The following is a 16,906-nucleotide window of genomic DNA, read 5'->3' on the forward strand; positions in this document are numbered from 1 at the left end:
ACTCAAACATGGGTCCCTCTTTTCCGCTCTTTTCGCCGGATCCCGAGGCGCCCCATACGGCCTGGTACACCTTCACGGCTCGCTTCGCATCGCGGGTCGGTGTTTGCCGCCCCACGGGCGGTAAACACGGCTACACCAAATCGGGAGTTTGACGACGTTGCAGGGCCCTGGAATTTGAGGGCTTAAACTTCCTGTCTCCTGTCTCCTGTCTCCTGTCGCTATCCGCGACTAGGGGGCCGCGAGAGCTAGTCCGCCAAAAGCAATGACTGGTCGCCGTCTGCCGCGCTTGCGGGGGAGGTGAAACTGCCTTTGATTTCAGGCCTTTGAGCCGTTGCCGTGAAGTCAAATTCCTGCATTTGCCGCCAAAAGCCATCCCCTCGCCGCCGACTCATTACAATACGCACCTCCAATCACATCCATCACCTGCGCGATTTTCCCGATACACGGTTTTACTGCTCCGGCGCCGGATGGCAATCCACGCGCTCGCTGCGCGGTATCGGCGCGCTGCGCCGGGGCTTCGTACCGGGACTGATGCCGGCGGATTTCGAGCAACGCGTTGGCTTTGTCGAGGTCTTCGGGCGCCAGCCGCTGCCCGCGGCGCTGACGCCGTTCCACCAGGGCTATGCCTTGCCGGACAGCGCCGGCGAAGTCTTCCTGGTGGAACTGCCAGGACATGCCGCCGGCCATCTCGGCGCCTTCGTGCACACGCCTGAAGGCTGGGTGCTGCTGGCCTCGGACGCGGCATGGTCGCCGACCAGCTACCGGGAACTGATCGGTCCGTCGCCGATTGCCAACCTGATCATGGAGAACCCACGGACCTACCATGCCACGCTCAGGCAATTGCATGCCCTGCATCGCAACGGACAGGTGGAAATCCGGCTGACTCATGAGGGGGCGCTCTGATGCAGTTGCCACGCATGCTCGGGGCCTACTGGCACGCGCGCCGGTTGCGCTTTGCCGGCCGCGCCGAACTGGAGGCGCACCAGACCCGGCAGATGACCCGTTTCCGCCAGCGCGTGCTGGTCCGCAGCCCCTATTTCGCGCCCTGGCTTTCGCGGCCGATGCAGGACTGGCCACGCATGGACAAGGCTGTGCTGATGGCCAACTTCGACCGGATCAACACCGCCGGACTACGCCTTGACGATGTCCTGGCGTGCGCCCGGCGCGCCGAGGCATCGCGCGATTTCAGTCCCACCTTGCAGGGCTATAGCGTGGGGCTGTCCTCCGGCACCTCCGGCGGCCGTGGCGCCTTTGTGGTGAGCCGGCCGGAACAGGCGCAATGGGCCGGCACCCTGCTGGCCAGGCTGCTGCCGCGCGGGCTGCTGGCGGGCGAGCGCGTGGCGCTGTTCCTGCGCACCAACAGCAACCTCTACACCGCGGTGCGCAATCCCTGGCTCTCGTTCGCGTTTTTCGACCTGTTCACGCCGTTCGAGGACCATCTTGCGCGGCTGGAGCGCTATGCGCCCACCATCGTCGTGGCGCCCGCGCAGGTGCTGCGGGCTCTCGCGCTGGCGCGGCAGGCGGGCCGTAGCGCGCTGCGGCCGGCACGCGTCGTTTCGGTAGCCGAAGTGCTGGAAGACCGCGACCGCGCCTTGCTGGCCAGCGTGTTCGGCGAGCCCGGCGAGGTCTATCAGGCCACAGAGGGTTTTCTCGGCGTGACTTGTGCCCACGGCACGCTGCACCTCAACGAGGAGTTTGTCCATGTCGAGCCGGAATGGCTGGATCACGAACGCTTCGTTCCCATCGTGACTGACTTCACCCGCACCACCCAGCCCATCGTCCGCTACCGGCTCGACGATGTGCTGGTACGGCGCGCCGGCGCTTGTCCGTGCGGCAGCCCAGCGCTGGCGCTGGCCCGCATCGAAGGCCGCTGCGACGACATGCTGGTACTGCCGGGCAGGAACGGGGAGCCGGTCAAGGTCTTTGCCGACGTGCTGTCGCGTGCCTTCGCACAGGCCTTGCCGCTGGCCGCGGACTACCGGCTGCGCCAGACCGGGTCGAACGCGCTATCCCTTTATGCCGAGGGCGGCAGCGTCGTGGAAGCGGCCTGCCGCTCACGGCTGGAGACGGTGCTTGCGGAGCTTGGGGTCGCCGTTGTCGGGCTGGACTGGCAATACGACGCCGCGCCGCCACCCGCCGATTTCACCACCAAGCGCTGCCGCATCGTGCGTCTGCGCTCGGTCACGCACGACGCATGAATAACGGCATGCACGGAGCGGCCGCGCCGGCTTCGGCATGGTGGTGCTGCCGGCAAGGATGCGGGGAATCCCGCGCGGCGCCGGCCCATGCCGGACCTCCTGATCGGCCTGGCCGGCCCACTGCTGGAACCCCGCCCCGATTGGCTCGGCGCCCTTCTTTACCTGGGCTTGCTGTTGCATGGCATGGCCACCCTGCCCCGATCGCTGCTGCGCGCGCAAGCGCGCTGAGCTCGCCCCCGGCAACTGTCACCCGTTGGCCGTCTGCCACGGCACTGTCCAAAAATTAGGCAGACCGATACATAACCGCCACTATTGGGCGAACGCGACGCACCGGACTTGGTTATCCACACAAACTGTGGATAACGCGATCTGGCAATTGTGGACAAATTGTGTACGTGCGTCGCAGCAATCCGCGCTGCGTTTGCGCGGCCATGCGCAATGCCGGGAGACGTTGGGATCACGCCAATCCCGCATCGGGAAGCGTGCGCGAGAGCTTGTGGATTCACGCTGCATGGGCTTTACCCCCTTCATTTAGGACGGGTCCGATTTTATTGGCGCCATGCCGCCAGTAAACTCCCGACATGCTTTTCGCCGCCGCATTCCTTCCCACCAACATCCATGCCTTGCAGGCGATGGGGCGCGCGTATGCCGAAATGCCAGGCGAACTCGACGAGCGTATCGCTTTGCTCGAGTCCGGGCTATTGGCCTCGGCGACCGGGATCGGGCACCTGAAGCGTCAGGTCGCCAAGCTGCGCCTGGAAGAACTTCTCTTCGACCAGGCGCAGGCCGCGCCTGAGGCGGACCGGTTCGCCACCATCAAACCTGCATAACGCTTATGACACTTCTATGAAGATCGCACTGCTAGCGGACCTATCGGTTCAGGCCAAGGCCTTTGCAGACTCCCTGTCGCGCGCCGGCGTCTATTGCCACACCTACCACGCAAGCCAGGAACTCTTCCACGGCATCGACCAGTCCGGATACGACGTCCTGCTGATCGACCACGAACTGGCGGACATGCCCGCCGTGGATGCCGTGCGCGCGGTACGTGGCGCCTGGCGCTGCGAGGTGCCCGTCATGGTGCTATCCAGCCGGCGAGACGAAGACTCCGTCGTCAATACCCTGCAGGCCGGCGCCGATGACTACATGATCCGCCCCCTGCGCTCACGGGAACTGGTGGCCCGGCTGTATGCGCTGCAGCGCCGCACTGCCTCGCGCGGGCAATCGCTTGACCGTGTCGTCAAGGTCGGCCCTTACGCACTGGATTGCCTCTCGCACCAGGCCGTATTCCAGGGCCGGCGGCTGCCGATGACGCCCAAGGAGTTCGATCTCGCCTCGCTGCTGTTTTCCAATGTAGGACGCGTCCTATCGCACACGCATATCGAGCTGGCGATATGGGGCTACCCGCTGCCGCCGTCGTCGCGCGCGCTGGCGAGCCTGGTTTCGCGCCTGCGCCGCACGCTGCGGCTCTGTCCCCGCAACGGCCTGGTCCTCACCGTGATCTATGCCCAGGGCTATCGCCTCGATCAAACCGGTCCGGGCCTGGCCGCGCCGAGCCCTCAAGGGTTCGGCTGACCGCTGCCGCGGCGGCGCCCGTCAGGTCCCCGGCCGGCTGCTTGGCATCAGGTCGCGCAGGTCGATCACGGCAAAACCGCTGGCGGCCTTCTTGGCTTCGCGCTTGGCCATAGCCGCGGCCGCGCCGATATGGCTGCTGCCCAGGCGGGGCAGCCCGGCAATACCTTCCAGCACCCGTGGCCCGACCCGCACCGCGCCAGCAGCCATCGACACGGCGGGGAAGAACACGGCCTGCCCGCCGCGATCTTCGCCATGGATGCCGCCTGCCGCGCGGTCGGCGTCGTCGTACATCTCGCGTGACGCACGATTGAAACGCGCAATCGCCGAGCACGTGCGTTCCGCCCAGTCGGGGCTCTGGTACAGCACCAGGAAATCGTCTCCTCCCACATGGCCCAGGAAATCTCGCGTGGGATCGCAAGTTTGCGTGAGGATGGCGGCCGCTCCCTTCAGCATTTCGTCGCCCTTCCAGTAGCCGTACTGGTCGTTGTAGGGCTTGAAATGGTTGAGGTCCACATAACAGGCATGGAACTCCGCGCCCGCTTCGATCAGGCGATCGATATGGCGGTTCAGGGGCATGTTGCCCGGCAGGAAGGTCAGCGGGTTGGCGTAGCGCGCCGCCTTCATGCGGATCTCGGTCACCGCGCGGATCAGGTCGGCGCCGGTGCCAAGGCCGGCGTAGCGCCCCCGCTCGGTGATGATGAAGCCGTCGGCCAGCGGACGCTGGTCCTCGCCCGACAGCGCCTGCGCCATTTCCTCGATGCTCGCGCTCAAGTCGAAACAGAGCGGCGCGCGATTGGCCATGCCGATGCAGGCTTTCCTGCCATACAGCTCCCGATGGAACGGCACCGCGAAGCGGTCGATGAAGTAGTGCCGGTTGACGATGGCCAGCGGTGTGTCGTCCTCGCTCACCACCGCCACCGCATGCAGTCCCGCATGCGCATGAAACAGCGCCAGCAGTTCATTGTTGCTGGTGGCCGGGCTCACGGCGGGAGCGGACCGCAGCAGCTTGCCCGCCGACACCCCGGGATGCGCCGAACGCACGGCCTGCGGAAACACGGCGATCTGCCTGGACACCAGCGCCTGGCGGGCCTGCTGCCCGACTTCCCGCAGCGGCTGCGGCTCCGGCCGTCCGAGGTAATAACCCTGGCCGAAGGGCACGCCCAGGTCGCGCAGCACCGCCAGTTCGTCGGCGTCCTCGATGCCTTCGGCGATTACCGCGCCCCCCATTGCCTTCACCAGGGCCAGCAGCGTGCGCACGACCTCGAGCCGGCGCGAGCAGGTGCCGATACCGCGCACCAGCGACTTGTCCAGCTTGGTGAAGTGCGGTGCGAGAAGAATCAGCCGGTCGAGATTGGCGTGGCCGGTGCCRAAATCGTCCAGCGCGCATTGCATGCCCAACGCATGCAGCACAGCCATGGCCTGGCCAAAGCGCTCGGCGTCCTCGATGGGCGTCTGCTCGGTGACCTCGATCACCACCCGTTCCGGCGCGATGCTGTCCGCTATCAGGGTCCGCATCGCGCGGCCGTCTTCGGCCAGCAGGTAGCGCAGCGCCATGGTGCTGAAGTTGAGGAACAGCTTGCCGCGCAAGCCGCGCGCCAGGCAGCTGGCTAGTCCGGTGCGCGCCGCCTGCAATTCGATCTGGACGGTTTCGGCCTCGTTGCGGGCGAGACGGAACAAAGCGTCCGGCATGGCCAGCGGCGAGTTGGACGGGCCGCGAACCAATGCCTCATAGCCCAGGATCTCGCCAGTGCTGAAGGCGACGATAGGCTGGAAGACGGCGTGCAGCGGCGGCAAACGCAGCCGCGGCACGGGCGCGCCGGCCAGGGGAGAGGCAAATTGCATGGACGGAGTGAACGTGACGTGGGGAAAGCGCGGCGCCAGGCGCGAAAAGCCGGTGAGCCAAAGTGACTCGCCCTCTATTTCATGTCAGGAATGTGTCGCCCGGATGACAAAATCGATTACCCCCTCGCGCGGCCGGGATGTCATGGATGCGTCACAGATGCCGGCCAGCATGCGGGGAAAATCCAATTCATGCCGTCGCCCGCCGCAAGCGCGGGATGGCGGTACCCCAGGGTCAGCAAGTGGGCCGCCTGGTCCATCGGAGTCTCAACGTGTCGCAAACCATCAAACTCAGTTTTCCACGCCGCACGGGCTGGCGCATCCCGTCCTGGCTGGGCCGGCTTCCGCTTGCCGCGCGCATGTGCGCCGCGTTCGCGCTGGTCTATGTGTTTGGTGCCGTGGTCGGGCTGACGGGCATCTTCAGTCTGGTTTCGGTCAAGCAGATGACAGATACGCTTTACCAGCGGGATATGCAGGGCGCCATCGCCGCGGAACGCGCGCAATCGGCGCTGGCCCGGCTTGGCCGTGCCCAGCTGGCGCTGACCATGGCCACCAGCGGCAGCGAGCGCGATGGCGCGGTGGCCGATATCGATAGCGCTCTCGGTGGCCTCGACCAGGCCCTGTCGATCGTTCGCAACGCGGCGCCCGCGCAGGCTCAGGCGTTGCAGCAGGAGCGCGACAGTGCCGCGGCAATGCTGCGGGATTACGTCGCCCTGCTGCGCAAGCAGCCGCTCGATGCGTTGCAGTTCGACAGTTCGGTCTCGGTCGATGGTCATTTCCTGGGCGAACAGCTGCAAAAGCTGGCCGAGCTGGTCGAAGTCACCCGCAAGCAGCAGGAGCGGCAGGCCGCCGATACGGTCGCCACGGTGGCCGCCAGCCAGTTGCGGGCCCAGGCCGTGATGGCGGCCATGCTGGTGGCGAGCCTGGCGGCGGCGGCCGCGCTGGCCTGGTTTGCTTCGCGCCTGCTGCTCTCGGAGCTGGGCGGCGAACCGGCCGACGCGGCCAAGGTGGCGAGCCGCATCGCCTCGGGGGATTTGCAGCAGCCGGTGCGCGTGCGGGCGGGCGACGAGCACAGCCTGATGTGCCTGCTGGCACGCATGCGCGACCAGTTGGCCGGCGTACTGGAAGGCATCCAACTTTCCGGCGCCGAAATCGCCGCGGCCAGCGAAGGCATTGCCCATGGCAACCAGGATCTGTCCCGCCGCACCGCACTGCAGGTTGCGGCGCTGGCCGCCGCCGCCGACAGCGTGGCGCGCCTTACCGCGCTGGTCGGGCAGGCCCACGCACAGGCCACCGAATCCAGCGCGATGGCGCTCCGGGCACGCGAAGCCACCGACCGTGGCATGGCGGTGGTCGGCCAGATGAGCGGCGCCATGGAGGCGGTGAACCAGCACTCGCGCAGCATCACGGAAATGGTCGAGGTGATCGAGAGCATCGCCTTCCAGACCAATATCCTGGCGCTCAATGCTGCCGTGGAAGCCGCGCGCGCGGGCGAGGCCGGGCGCGGCTTCGCGGTCGTGGCCCAGGAAGTGCGCGGGCTGGCGCAGCGCAGCGCAACCTCCGCGCGCGAAATTCGCGCCACCATTGGCCACGCGGGCGAGGAGATCGCCCGCGGGGCGCGCCTGAGCGGGCAAGTGGTCAGCGCAATGGGCGGCATCGAGCAGGCGGTGGCTCAAAGCCATGCGCTGGCCGAGCGGCTGTGCGGCGTGGCGGACGAACAGGCACGCGGCATCCGCTCGGTCGGAGAGGCCGTGGCCCAGCTCGACCAGACCACCCGGCAGAACGCCGAACTCGTGGAAGCCGTCACGGCGCAGGCCGCCAGCCTGGATCAACAAGCGGCCGGGCTGGCGGCCGGGGTGGCTCGCTTCCGGTTCTGAGGGTGGCTATCAGGCGGCGGTCAGCGTAGCAGGTGTCATGGCAATCGAACTGCAGTTCTGCAATGCAGAACTGCAGTTCCACCCTGCAGTTGACGCGCAAGGCGATCGGTGGGAATATCCGGCGATCGAACAATCCGGCGGCCCACGCCGGAAGCCTTACACGGAGACTGTATGAGTCGCACTCCCATGCCCGGCGCGCACGCGCCGGCTGCCGCCCCCTCCTCCTCGTTTACCCGCCTGCACCAGACCTTTGGCCCCTGGGTCCAGAGCCATCCCGAGCGCGTGGCGCTGATGGATGCCGAGCGGTCGCTGCGCTACGGCGAACTGGACGGCGCCATTGCCGAGACTGCCCGCGCCCTTGCGGCCCAGGGCGTGCGCGGCGGCGATCGCGTGGTGCTGGTGACGGAGAACAGCGTGGGCTGCGCGGTGCTGATCCTGGCGCTGAGCGCACTCGATGCATGGGCCGTGCCGGTCAACGCCCGCCTGTCCGCCCGCGAGATCGACAACATCGTCGAGCATTGCGGGGCGCGCATCGCGCTGTACCTCGACAGCGCCCATCCCGAAGCGCGCGAGCACGGCCTGGCACGCGGCGCACAGCCGGCCGAATGGCCGCACGTGGGCCGCCTGCTGCTGGGCGCGACCGACCAGGCCGCCGTGGCCGAGCCGGTGGAAGCGGCGGCGCGCGACCAGGTCGCGGCGCTGATCTACACCACGGGCACCACCGGCGCCGCCAAGGCCGTGATGCTGACGCATGCCAACCTGATGTTCATTGGGCGCTCCAACCGGCTGCAGGCGCGCGTGCAGCCGGGTGACCGGGTCTACGGCGTGCTGCCGATCTCGCATGTCTATGGGCTGTCGGTGCTGCTGGTCGGCCCGCTCTCGAACGGCGCCACCGTCTATTACGAGCCGCGCTTCCGCCCGGAAAAACTCGCGCACGCGCTGGTCACGGAGCAACTCACCGTGCTGCACGGCGTGCCCGCCATGTACGCCAAGCTGATCGAATGGAGCCGCGCCCAGGCCACGCCGCTGCAGGCGCCCGCGCTGCGCATGGCGCAATCCGGCGGCGCGCCGCTGACGGCCTCGCTCAAGGCCGCCTTCGAAGCCAGCTTCGGAATCATCCTGCACAACGGCTACGGCATGACCGAAACCTCGCCCACGGTCTGCCAGACCCGGGTGGAAGCCCCGCGCACGGACTGCTCGGTGGGCCCGGTCGTGCCTGACGTAGAGATCCGCCTGGGCGAGCCGCTGCCCGACGGCAGCGGCGAACTGCAGGTGCGCGGCCCCAATGTGATGAAGGGCTATTACCGCCGCCCCGACCTGACGGCGCAGGTGATCGATGCCGACGGCTGGCTGCATACCGGCGACCTGGCCCGCATCGACGCGGAYGGCGCGGTGTCCATCGTGGGCCGCTCCAAGGAAATCATCATCCATTCCGGCTTTAACGTGTACCCCGAGGAAGTCGAGCAATCGATCAACGCCTACCCGGCCGTGCTGCAGTCCGCGGTGGTCGGGCGCGCGGTGGAAGGCAATGAGGAGGTCATCGCCTTTATCGAAGTGCGCGACGGCATGGAAGTGGACCAGGCCGCTCTGCGCGCTTTCCTGCGCGAGCGTCTGTCGCCCTACAAGATGCCAGCCGAGGTCAGGGTCGTGGCCCACTTGCCGGCCGCGCCGTCGGGCAAGATCCTCAAGGCCAGGCTGCGCGAGCTGCTGGCCAGCGCGGGCTGAAGCACAACCCTGACGCCGCCGAGGCCACCGCATGTCCGAACCGCAGAGCGAACCGCAGACCGACGAGGCGCACCAGCACAAGGAAGACCGGCATTTCGTGACCGCGCTGGCGCGCGGCCTGGACGTGCTGGCCTGCTTCCGCAGCTTCGAGACGCGCCTGGGCAATGCCGAGCTGGCGCAACGCTGCGGCCTGCCCAAGTCGACCGTGTCGCGCCTTACGCATACGCTGACCGAGCTTGGCTACCTGCGGCCGGACCCGGAGCAGCTCAAGTACCAGCTCGGCAGTTCGGCGCTGGCGCTGGCGCCTGCGGCGCAGCGCGGCGTCGACGTGCTCGCCGTGGTGCGGCCGTATATGCAGGAGCTGGCCGACCTGTCACAGGGCGTGACTTCACTGATCGTGCGCGACCGCGCGCAGATGCTGATCTACGAGAATTGCCAGTCCGAGTCATACCTGACGTTGCGGGTAGCGGTCGGCACGCGGATTTCCGGCCTGACCTCGGCTGCCGGGCGCGCCTATCTGGAGGCCCTGCCCGCTGGCGAACAACGCCAGGCCCTCGCTGCCTTCCGGCACCAGGACGGGATGGATGCCGCCAGTGCCGAGGCCATCGTCGCGCGCAGCCGCGCGGACGTACTGCGCCTGGGTTGCACCACATCCTTCGGCGAATGGCTGCCAGACATCAACTCGATCGCCGCCGCCTTCCGCCCCGGCCCGGCGCTGCCGCCGATGACGCTGTCCTGCAGCGGCCCGACGGCCATCCTGCCAGCCACGCAATTGCTCGAGAAGGTGCGCCCGCGACTGGTCGAGCGCATTCGCGAGATCGAATCGGTGCTGCGCGCACAGGACCGCTAAGCCACGGCCCCGGCGTTGCCTTGGCTGTCCTCCATCCCAGGCAGCCGCCCGCCCGCATCAAGCCAACGGCGCGGGTGCCGCCATGCCGTATTTTTCCAGCCACGGCGCCAGCTGCGGCAGGATGACGGGGTTGAGCGCCACGCCATCGCGCAACTGGCGCGCCTTGCGCTCCAGCGCGCCCTGCCCTGGCAACCGTACGCGCTTCACACCGGGCCGCGGCGGGTTGCCGGTACAGGCGCGCGCCACCCAGCCCATCTGGGTGGCGAAGGCCTCCTCGCCGGCAAAGGCTGCCGGATCCAGGATCTGCAGGAACACGGTATTGCCCCAGCGCTTGCCTGGATCGTCGCGGCCATGGCCCGTCAACCCGGCGGTCAGCGCTTCCACCATCAGCGACAGCGCAAAGCCCTTGTGGCCGGCATCGAGTCCGCCCAGGGGCAGGATCGAACCCGAGTGCGGCGGGAACAGCACCGCCGGATCGTCGCTGGCATTGCCGTGTTCGTCGATCAGCCACTGGTGCGGCAGCCGCTTGCCTTCCTTGTACAAGCGGCCGGTCAGGCCATTGGTGGTGATGGAAGTGGAGACATCGATCAGCACCGGGCCCTCCGGCGTGGGAAATCCCACCGCCAGCGGGCTGGGGGAAAACACCGGGCGCATACCGCCAAAGGGCGCCACGGTGGCCGCGCCGGGCGCCGAGGAAAACAGCAGCATGACGAAGCCGGCCTTGGTTGCCCGTTCCAGGTAAGCCGCCAGGCAGGCGATATGGTGGGAGCGGCGGATCGTGACCGTACCGGTGCCGTAGTCGCGTGCCCGGGCCATCGCGGTTTCCATGGCGCGCAGCGTCAGCCACGGCCCTGGCAGGCGCTTGCCGTCCCAGGTGGCCACGGCGGCGCGATTGGCCAGCACCTCGTAGTCTTCCCTGACCGCCATGCTGCCGCTTTCGATCTCGGCCAGGTAGGTAGGCAGCAATTGCAGGCCATGCGTATCGTGGCCCATCAGGTCGCCTTCGACCAGGATGTCCGCCACGTCGGCGGCTCGCTCGGCGGGCATGCCCGCGCGCTCGAACATGGCCTGCGCCATGCTGCGCAGCGCAGCGGCATCATGGCGCGCAATGGCTGTGGATTGGCTTTGCATAGTGGCTCCGTCAGGTCGGGCGTGCCGGGCACGCCTCTGGTTTTACTCGTTGACCGATACGCCGGCGGCCTTGACCACCTTTTCCCAGCGCACCTTCTCGGCCAGGGCGAAGGACTGGAATTCGGTGCTGGGCCTGGGATCGGGCTCGGCGCCGGCATTGACCAGCTGCTCGCGGAACTCGGGCCGGCGCATGGCTGCCATCACGGCGTCGCTGACCTTCGCCACGATCTCGCGCGGCGTGCCGGCCGGGGCGAACAGGCCGAACCAGGAGCCGGTGACAAAGCCCGGCAGGCCGGCCTCTTCCATGGTAGGCACGTCAGGCAGCGCGGCCATGCGTCTGGCGCCGGTGACCGCAAGCGCCTTGAGCTTGCCGGACTTGACGAACGGCAGCGAGGTCGGCGCGTTATCGAACATGATCTGCACCTGGCCGCCCATCAGGTCCGTCACCGCCAGCGCGCTGCCCTTGTATGGCACGTGCACCATCGCGGTTCCTGTCATCACCTTGTACAGCTCGCCCGAAAGGTGGATCGAGCTGCCCGCGCCCGACGAGGCAAAGGTGGCGCGTCCGTTCTCGCTCTTCACGAACTGCGTAAGCTCCTTGACGTTGCGGGCCGGCACCGAGGGATTGACCACCAGGATGTTCGGCACCGAAGCGACCATCGCCACGGCCGTGAAATCCTTCGCCGTATCGTAAGGCATCTTGCGATAGAAACTGGCGTTGATGGCGTTGGTACCGACCGTGCCCATCAGCAGCGTGTAGCCGTCCGGCGCGGACTTGGCGACAATGTCGGCGCCGATATTGCCCGAAGCGCCGGGGCGGTTCTCCACCACTACGGGCTGGCCCAGCGCCTTCTGCAGGTCGCGCCCGATCAGGCGGGCCACGATATCGGTATTGCCGCCGGCGGCAAACGGCACCACCACGCGGATCGGCCTGGAGGGATAGGTATCCGCCTGCGCGGGCAACGCCGCGCAGGCGGTGGCCGCAGCCAGTGCCGCCAGCAGCGCGCGGCGCGAAGGCTTGAAGCTTTGATGCATGGTTGTCTCCTTTGTGGTTCTTGTAGTGGCCATGCTGCCGGCCCCAGGATCATGCGAAGTGCGCTCAATGAGACGGATCCGGCAGCAGCCGCCCCGGATTCATCAGCCCGTGCGGGTCCAGGGCGTGCTTGATTTTCTGCATCAGCGCCATTTCCACGGCGGATTTGTAGTGCGCGTTCTTGTCGACCTTGAGCTGGCCGATGCCATGCTCGGCCGAGATCGAGCCGCGCGCGCGGTGCACCGCCTCGTACACCAGCGCGCTGATCGCCGCGCCGTTGGCCCGCACGAACTCCGGCTGCGGCATGCCCTGCGGCGCGCTGACGTTGTAGTGCAGGTTGCCGTCGCCGAGGTGGCCGAAGGCCAGCACGCGCGCGCCCGGATGCGCGGCCACGATGGCGGCGCTGGTGTGGGCGATGAACTCGCCGATGGCCGAGATCGGCACCGAGATATCGTGCTTGAGGTTGTCGCCCTCTTGCGACTGGGCCTCGGGCAGGTGATGCCGGATCCGCCACAGGCCATCGGACTGCGCCAGCGAAGCGGCAATGGCTGCATCGGCCACGATGCCGGCCTCGAAGGCCTCCTCCATCAACTCGCCGAAGGCTTGCGTGGCATGGGCTTCGCTGTGCGGGTCGCTGCTTTCCAGCAGGACGTACCAGGGATGCGCCTGGTCGAACGGCGCGCGGCAGTCCGGGAAATGGCGTGCCACCAGTGCCACGCACACGCCGCTCATCAGTTCGAACGCGGTCAGCGTGGCAGCCAGCCGGCGCTGCGCGAGTTCCAGCAGGCGCAGCGCCGCATGCGGGTTGCTCACCGCGGCCAGCGCGGTCATGCGCGCGGCCGGCCGGGGGAATAGCTTGAGGGTAGCGGCGGTAATCACGCCCAGGGTGCCCTCGGCGCCGATAAAGAGCTGCTTCAGGTCGTAACCGGTGTTGTCTTTACGCAGGCCACGCAGGCCGTCCCAGGTCTCGCCGTCGGGCGTGACCACTTCCAGGCCCAGGCATAACTCGCGCGTATTGCCATAGCGCAGCACCTGCACCCCGCCCGCGTTGCTGGCGAGGTTGCCGCCGATGGTGCAACTGCCCTCCGCGCCCAGCGACAGCGGATACAGGCGCCCCGCCTCCTGCGCCGCCTGCTGGACGGCGGCCAGGATGCAGCCGGCCTCGGCGGTCAGCGTGTTATTGAGCGGATCGATCTCGCGGATGCGGTTCAGCCGCGCCGTGGAGAGCACCAGCGCGCGCCCGCCGCCATCGGGAATGGCGCCGCCCACCATGCCGGTATTGCCGCCTTGCGGCACCAGCGGCACCCGCCGCGCCGCGCACCAGCGCACGATCGCAGCCACATCCCCGGTGGTGTCCGGCTGCGCCACCGCGAGCGCGCGGCCGGTCCAGCTGCGGCGCCAGTCGGTGAGGAACGGGGCTGTGTCCTCGGGCGCGGTCAGCAAGCGGCCGGCAAACCGGCTGCGCAGGTCGGCCAGCGTGGCATCGGTCATGGCGTGTCTCCTGTTTTTGTCTTATGTGGGGTGTCTTCTCGTACTGGCAGTGCCAATGGCAGTGCTAATGGCGGTGCTAATCGGCGATGCGCATCGCCGGCGTGATCTGGCGCGGATCCGTCACCAGTTCCAGCAACGCAGGCTTGCCCGCCGCCTGTGCCCGCGCGAAGGCCGCGGCAAAGTCCTCCGTCTGCGTCACGCGTTCGGCCCAGGCCCCGCACGACTGCGCCATCGCCACGAAATCCGGGCTCGGGATCGCCGTGCCGCTGACGCGGCCCGGATAGCGCTTTTCCTGGTGCATGCGGATGGTGCCGTACATGCCGTTGTTGACCACCACCACGATCAGGTTGACGCCGTACTGCGCGGCGGTGGCCAGTTCCTGCGGATACATCAGGAAACAGCCGTCGCCGGCGAAGCACACCACGGTGCGCCGCGGGTCGCGCAGCTTGGCGGCAACCGCCGCGGGCAGGCCGTAGCCCATGGCGCCGCAAGTCGGCGCCAGCTCGGTGCGCGGCTGGCGGTAGGCGTAGAAGCGATGGAGCCAGACGGTGTAGTTGCCCGCGCCGTTACTCAGCACGGCGTCGTCGGGCAAGACGCGGTCCAGGTGCGCAATCACCGCGCCCATGTCCACGCCCGTGAGCTGCGGGTGCGGCCTGGCCGGCATGGCGAAGGCGGTATGCGCGGCGCGCGCGGCGCTGGTCCATTCGCCCCAGCGCACGGCGGCGGGCGGCGTCAGCGCGGCCAGCATGGCGGCGCCGGGTTCGATGCCCGCATGGATGGCCAGCTCGGGCTGGTACACGCGGCCAAGCTCGGCGCTGTCGGCATGCAGGTGGATCAGGCGCTGGCGCGGGCGCGGCACTTCCAGCAAGGTGTAGCCATCGGTGGCGATGTCGCCCAGCCGCGTGCCGAAGGCCAGGATCAGGTCGGCGTCGCGCACGCGCTCCGCCAGCGCGGGATTGACGCCAAGGCTGAGGTGGCCGACGTAGTGCGGGTCGCGGTTGTCGAACACGTCCTGGCGGCGGAAGGCGCATGCCACCGGCAGGTTCCAGCGCTGCACGAAGGCGGTGAAATCGGCCGCCGCGCGCGCGCTCCAGTTGGCGCCGCCGGCGATCACCAGCGGACGCTGCGCGCCGGCCAGCGCCACGGCCAGCGCTGCCGCGTCGGCCGCGTGCGGCGCGGCCTCCACCGGGCAATAACATCCTGTATCGGCCACTTCGCACAGGCCATCCAGCACGTCCTCCGGCAGCGAGATCACCACGGGACCGGGCCGGCCGGAGGTAGCGCACTGGAAGGCGCGGGCTACCAGTTCGGGGATGCGGGCCGGATCCTCGATCTCCACCACCCATTTGGCGATGGAGCCGAACATGGCGCCATAGTCCACCTCCTGGAAAGCCTCGCGCCCCTTGTGGCCGCGTGCGATCTGGCCGACGAAGAGCAGCATCGGCGTGGAATCCTGGGCGGCGATATGCACCCCGATGCTGGCGTGGGTGGCGCCCGGCCCGCGGGTGACGAAGCAGATGCCGGGGCGCCCGGTGAGCTTGCCGTCGGCCTCGGCCATATTGGCCGCCGCGCCCTCGTGCTTGCACACGATCAGGTCGATGGCGGGCTGGTCATGCAAGGCGTCCAGCACGTCGAGGAAGCTCTCGCCCGGCACGCAGAAGATGCGCTCGGCGCCATGGATGCGCAGGGCGTCCACCAGCACGTGGCCACCGGAACGGGCCAGCCTGGCGGGCGATGACGGGGAAAGCGCGGTGGCTGCAACGGATTGGCTGGTCATGATGATACGGAATGGTGCGGTGCAATCGGACAGATGCCGGGCGCTGCCTTGGCACGAGCGCATCGGAAAGCGTCCGGCGAATCCGGAAAAGCCGGGACTGCATGGATTGTTATGCCGCGAGTGCCTTGTGCGCCTGGCATACGCCGCATTTCTGCTATGCGTAAAACGCAAGGCTGCGCTTGCCGGGCGCGTGTAGATTGTTGCCAGGCGATCTCGCCCTGCCCCCGCGTCCCTTGCCCATGCATGGCGGTGCGGCGAGGCAGCGGAAAGGAAGATGGCTTCGACAAAAACGATCAGGAGACCCAGATATGCCCATGCGCCCGCAACCCGGCCAGTCACTCCAGCCTTCCCGCCGCTTCGCCAGGCTTTGGACCTGCGCACTGGCCGCACTTACCGCGCTGGGCACCCTGGCCAGCGTCCTGCCGGCGTATGCGCAGGACGCGTGGCCGACCAGGCCGGTCAACTACGTCGTGCCCTTCGCCGCGGGCGGCACCACTGACGTGCTGGGGCGCCTGATCGGCCAGCGCCTGTCGCAGATGATCGGCCAGCCGGTGGTGGTGGAAAACCGGGCCGGCGCGGGCGGCAATATCGGCTCGGACTACGTGGCCAAGGCGGCGCCTGACGGCTACACCCTGGTGGGCGGCACCATCAGCTCGCACGCGATCAATGTGAGCCTGTACCCGAAGATGCCCTACGACCCGATCAGGAATTTCCAGCCGGTGGCCCTGATCGGCACACTGCCCAACCTGCTGGTGGTCAATGCCAACAGCCCGTGGAAGAACGTGCAGGACGTGATTGCGGCGGCCAGGGCCAAGCCCGGTACGGTCTCCTTCGGCTCGGCGGGTAATGGCACCTCGCAGCACCTCGCCGGCGAATTGTTCGCCAACATGGCAGGCGTCAAGCTGCTCCATGTGCCATTCAAAGGCAGCAGCCCGGCAGTGCAGGCGCTACTGGGCAACCAGGTGGACGTGCTGTTCGAAAACAGCGTGGCCGCCATGCCGATGATCCAGTCCGGCAAATTCCGCGCCCTGGCCACCACCGCCGCCAAGCGCGCGCGTGAGTTGCCGGACGTGCCAACGGTGGCCGAGGCCGGCGGGCCGAAACTGCAGGGCTACGAGATTGTTTCCTGGCAAGCCGTGTTCGCCCCCGCCGGCACGCCCGCGCCCATCGTCAACCGCCTTGCCACCGACATAGGCAAGATCATCCAGGAACCCGACATGCGCGCCCGCCTCGCCGCGCTGGGGATCGAGCCGTCCGGCGCGGGCCCGGCCGAACTGGGCGCTTTCCAGAAGAGCGAAGTGGCCAAATGGGCGCAACTGATCAAGACCGCGAATATCCGGCCGGAATGACGCCAGCGCATGGCTCGCGTGCCTTGCCGGGTACCCAAGCGGGGCCCGGCGGCTTATGATGGCC

At 68.0% G+C, this 16,906-nt stretch carries 15 protein-coding genes; 10 read left to right on the forward strand and 5 right to left on the reverse strand.

From position 1 onward, the window contains the following. The first annotated feature begins 531 nt into the window (after positions 1-531). The 5 genes from AC1DT6_RS03595 (at position 532) to AC1DT6_RS03615 (ending at position 3,770) form a co-directional block, all read left to right on the forward strand. A complete protein-coding gene (locus AC1DT6_RS03595) occupies positions 532-903 on the forward strand; it encodes an MBL fold metallo-hydrolase (protein ID WP_441636391.1) in 372 nt (123 codons plus the stop codon). Next, entirely contained in the window at positions 903-2,198 is a 1,296-nt protein-coding gene (locus AC1DT6_RS03600; RefSeq protein ID WP_441636393.1) for a F390 synthetase-related protein, read from the forward strand. Before AC1DT6_RS03595 ends, AC1DT6_RS03600 begins: the two co-directional genes overlap by 1 nt. A gap of 87 nt (positions 2,199-2,285) precedes the next feature. Further along, positions 2,286-2,426: a hypothetical protein gene (locus tag AC1DT6_RS03605; RefSeq protein WP_441636395.1), complete on the forward strand. Its 141-nt coding sequence runs from the start codon at positions 2,286-2,288 to the stop codon at positions 2,424-2,426. A 353-nt stretch (positions 2,427-2,779) separates the two neighbouring features. Beyond that, positions 2,780-3,028: a hypothetical protein gene (locus AC1DT6_RS03610; protein ID WP_441636397.1), complete on the forward strand. Its 249-nt coding sequence runs from the start codon at positions 2,780-2,782 to the stop codon at positions 3,026-3,028. A 16-nt stretch (positions 3,029-3,044) separates the two neighbouring features. Further along, positions 3,045-3,770: a response regulator transcription factor gene (locus AC1DT6_RS03615; protein ID WP_441636399.1), complete on the forward strand. Its 726-nt coding sequence runs from the start codon at positions 3,045-3,047 to the stop codon at positions 3,768-3,770. 21 nt (positions 3,771-3,791) lie between these two features. On the opposite strand, the gene AC1DT6_RS03620 is transcribed toward AC1DT6_RS03615, so the two are convergent. After that, a complete protein-coding gene (locus AC1DT6_RS03620) occupies positions 3,792-5,612 on the reverse strand; it encodes a phosphodiesterase (RefSeq protein WP_441636401.1) in 1,821 nt (606 codons plus the stop codon). A gap of 269 nt (positions 5,613-5,881) precedes the next feature. Here AC1DT6_RS03620 and AC1DT6_RS03625 point away from each other — a divergent pair, with 269 nt between their 5' ends. Genes AC1DT6_RS03625 through AC1DT6_RS03640 form a run of 4 tightly spaced genes read left to right on the forward strand, consistent with a single transcriptional unit; the run spans position 5,882 to position 10,061 of the window. Then, positions 5,882-7,486 carry a methyl-accepting chemotaxis protein gene (locus AC1DT6_RS03625; protein WP_441636403.1) on the forward strand — a complete coding sequence of 535 codons (1,605 nt, stop codon included), beginning with the start codon at positions 5,882-5,884 and terminating at the stop codon, positions 7,484-7,486. A 37-nt stretch (positions 7,487-7,523) separates the two neighbouring features. Then, positions 7,524-7,661, forward strand: a complete 138-nt coding sequence (locus AC1DT6_RS03630) for a hypothetical protein (RefSeq protein WP_441636405.1) — start codon at positions 7,524-7,526, stop codon at positions 7,659-7,661. Then, positions 7,658-9,211, forward strand: a complete 1,554-nt coding sequence (locus AC1DT6_RS03635) for a class I adenylate-forming enzyme family protein (protein ID WP_441636407.1) — start codon at positions 7,658-7,660, stop codon at positions 9,209-9,211. Before AC1DT6_RS03630 ends, AC1DT6_RS03635 begins: the two co-directional genes overlap by 4 nt. Positions 9,212-9,242: 31 nt before the next feature. Then, positions 9,243-10,061 (forward strand): IclR family transcriptional regulator, encoded by an 819-nt coding sequence (locus AC1DT6_RS03640; RefSeq protein WP_441636409.1) that lies wholly within the window; start codon positions 9,243-9,245, stop codon positions 10,059-10,061. A gap of 57 nt (positions 10,062-10,118) precedes the next feature. Here the strand turns inward: AC1DT6_RS03640 and AC1DT6_RS03645 are convergent, their stop codons facing one another. The 4 genes from AC1DT6_RS03645 to AC1DT6_RS03660 form a co-directional block, all read right to left on the reverse strand. Beyond that, positions 10,119-11,192: an Ldh family oxidoreductase gene (locus AC1DT6_RS03645; protein WP_441636411.1), complete on the reverse strand. Its 1,074-nt coding sequence runs from the start codon at positions 11,190-11,192 to the stop codon at positions 10,119-10,121. Between the two features lie 42 nt (positions 11,193-11,234). After that, positions 11,235-12,227 carry a Bug family tripartite tricarboxylate transporter substrate binding protein gene (locus AC1DT6_RS03650; RefSeq protein ID WP_035861276.1) on the reverse strand — a complete coding sequence of 331 codons (993 nt, stop codon included), beginning with the start codon at positions 12,225-12,227 and terminating at the stop codon, positions 11,235-11,237. A gap of 64 nt (positions 12,228-12,291) precedes the next feature. Next, positions 12,292-13,716, reverse strand: a complete 1,425-nt coding sequence (locus AC1DT6_RS03655; RefSeq protein WP_441636414.1) for an FAD-binding oxidoreductase — start codon at positions 13,714-13,716, stop codon at positions 12,292-12,294. 76 nt (positions 13,717-13,792) lie between these two features. Continuing rightward, positions 13,793-15,493: a thiamine pyrophosphate-binding protein gene (locus AC1DT6_RS03660; protein ID WP_477111210.1), complete on the reverse strand. Its 1,701-nt coding sequence runs from the start codon at positions 15,491-15,493 to the stop codon at positions 13,793-13,795. Between the two features lie 308 nt (positions 15,494-15,801). On the opposite strand from AC1DT6_RS03660, the gene AC1DT6_RS03665 reads away from it, so the two are divergent. Further along, positions 15,802-16,842 (forward strand): Bug family tripartite tricarboxylate transporter substrate binding protein, encoded by a 1,041-nt coding sequence (locus AC1DT6_RS03665; RefSeq protein WP_441636087.1) that lies wholly within the window; start codon positions 15,802-15,804, stop codon positions 16,840-16,842. Positions 16,843-16,906: the final 64 nt, after the last annotated feature.

This window comes from Cupriavidus sp. 01L45 (genome assembly GCF_056399885.1).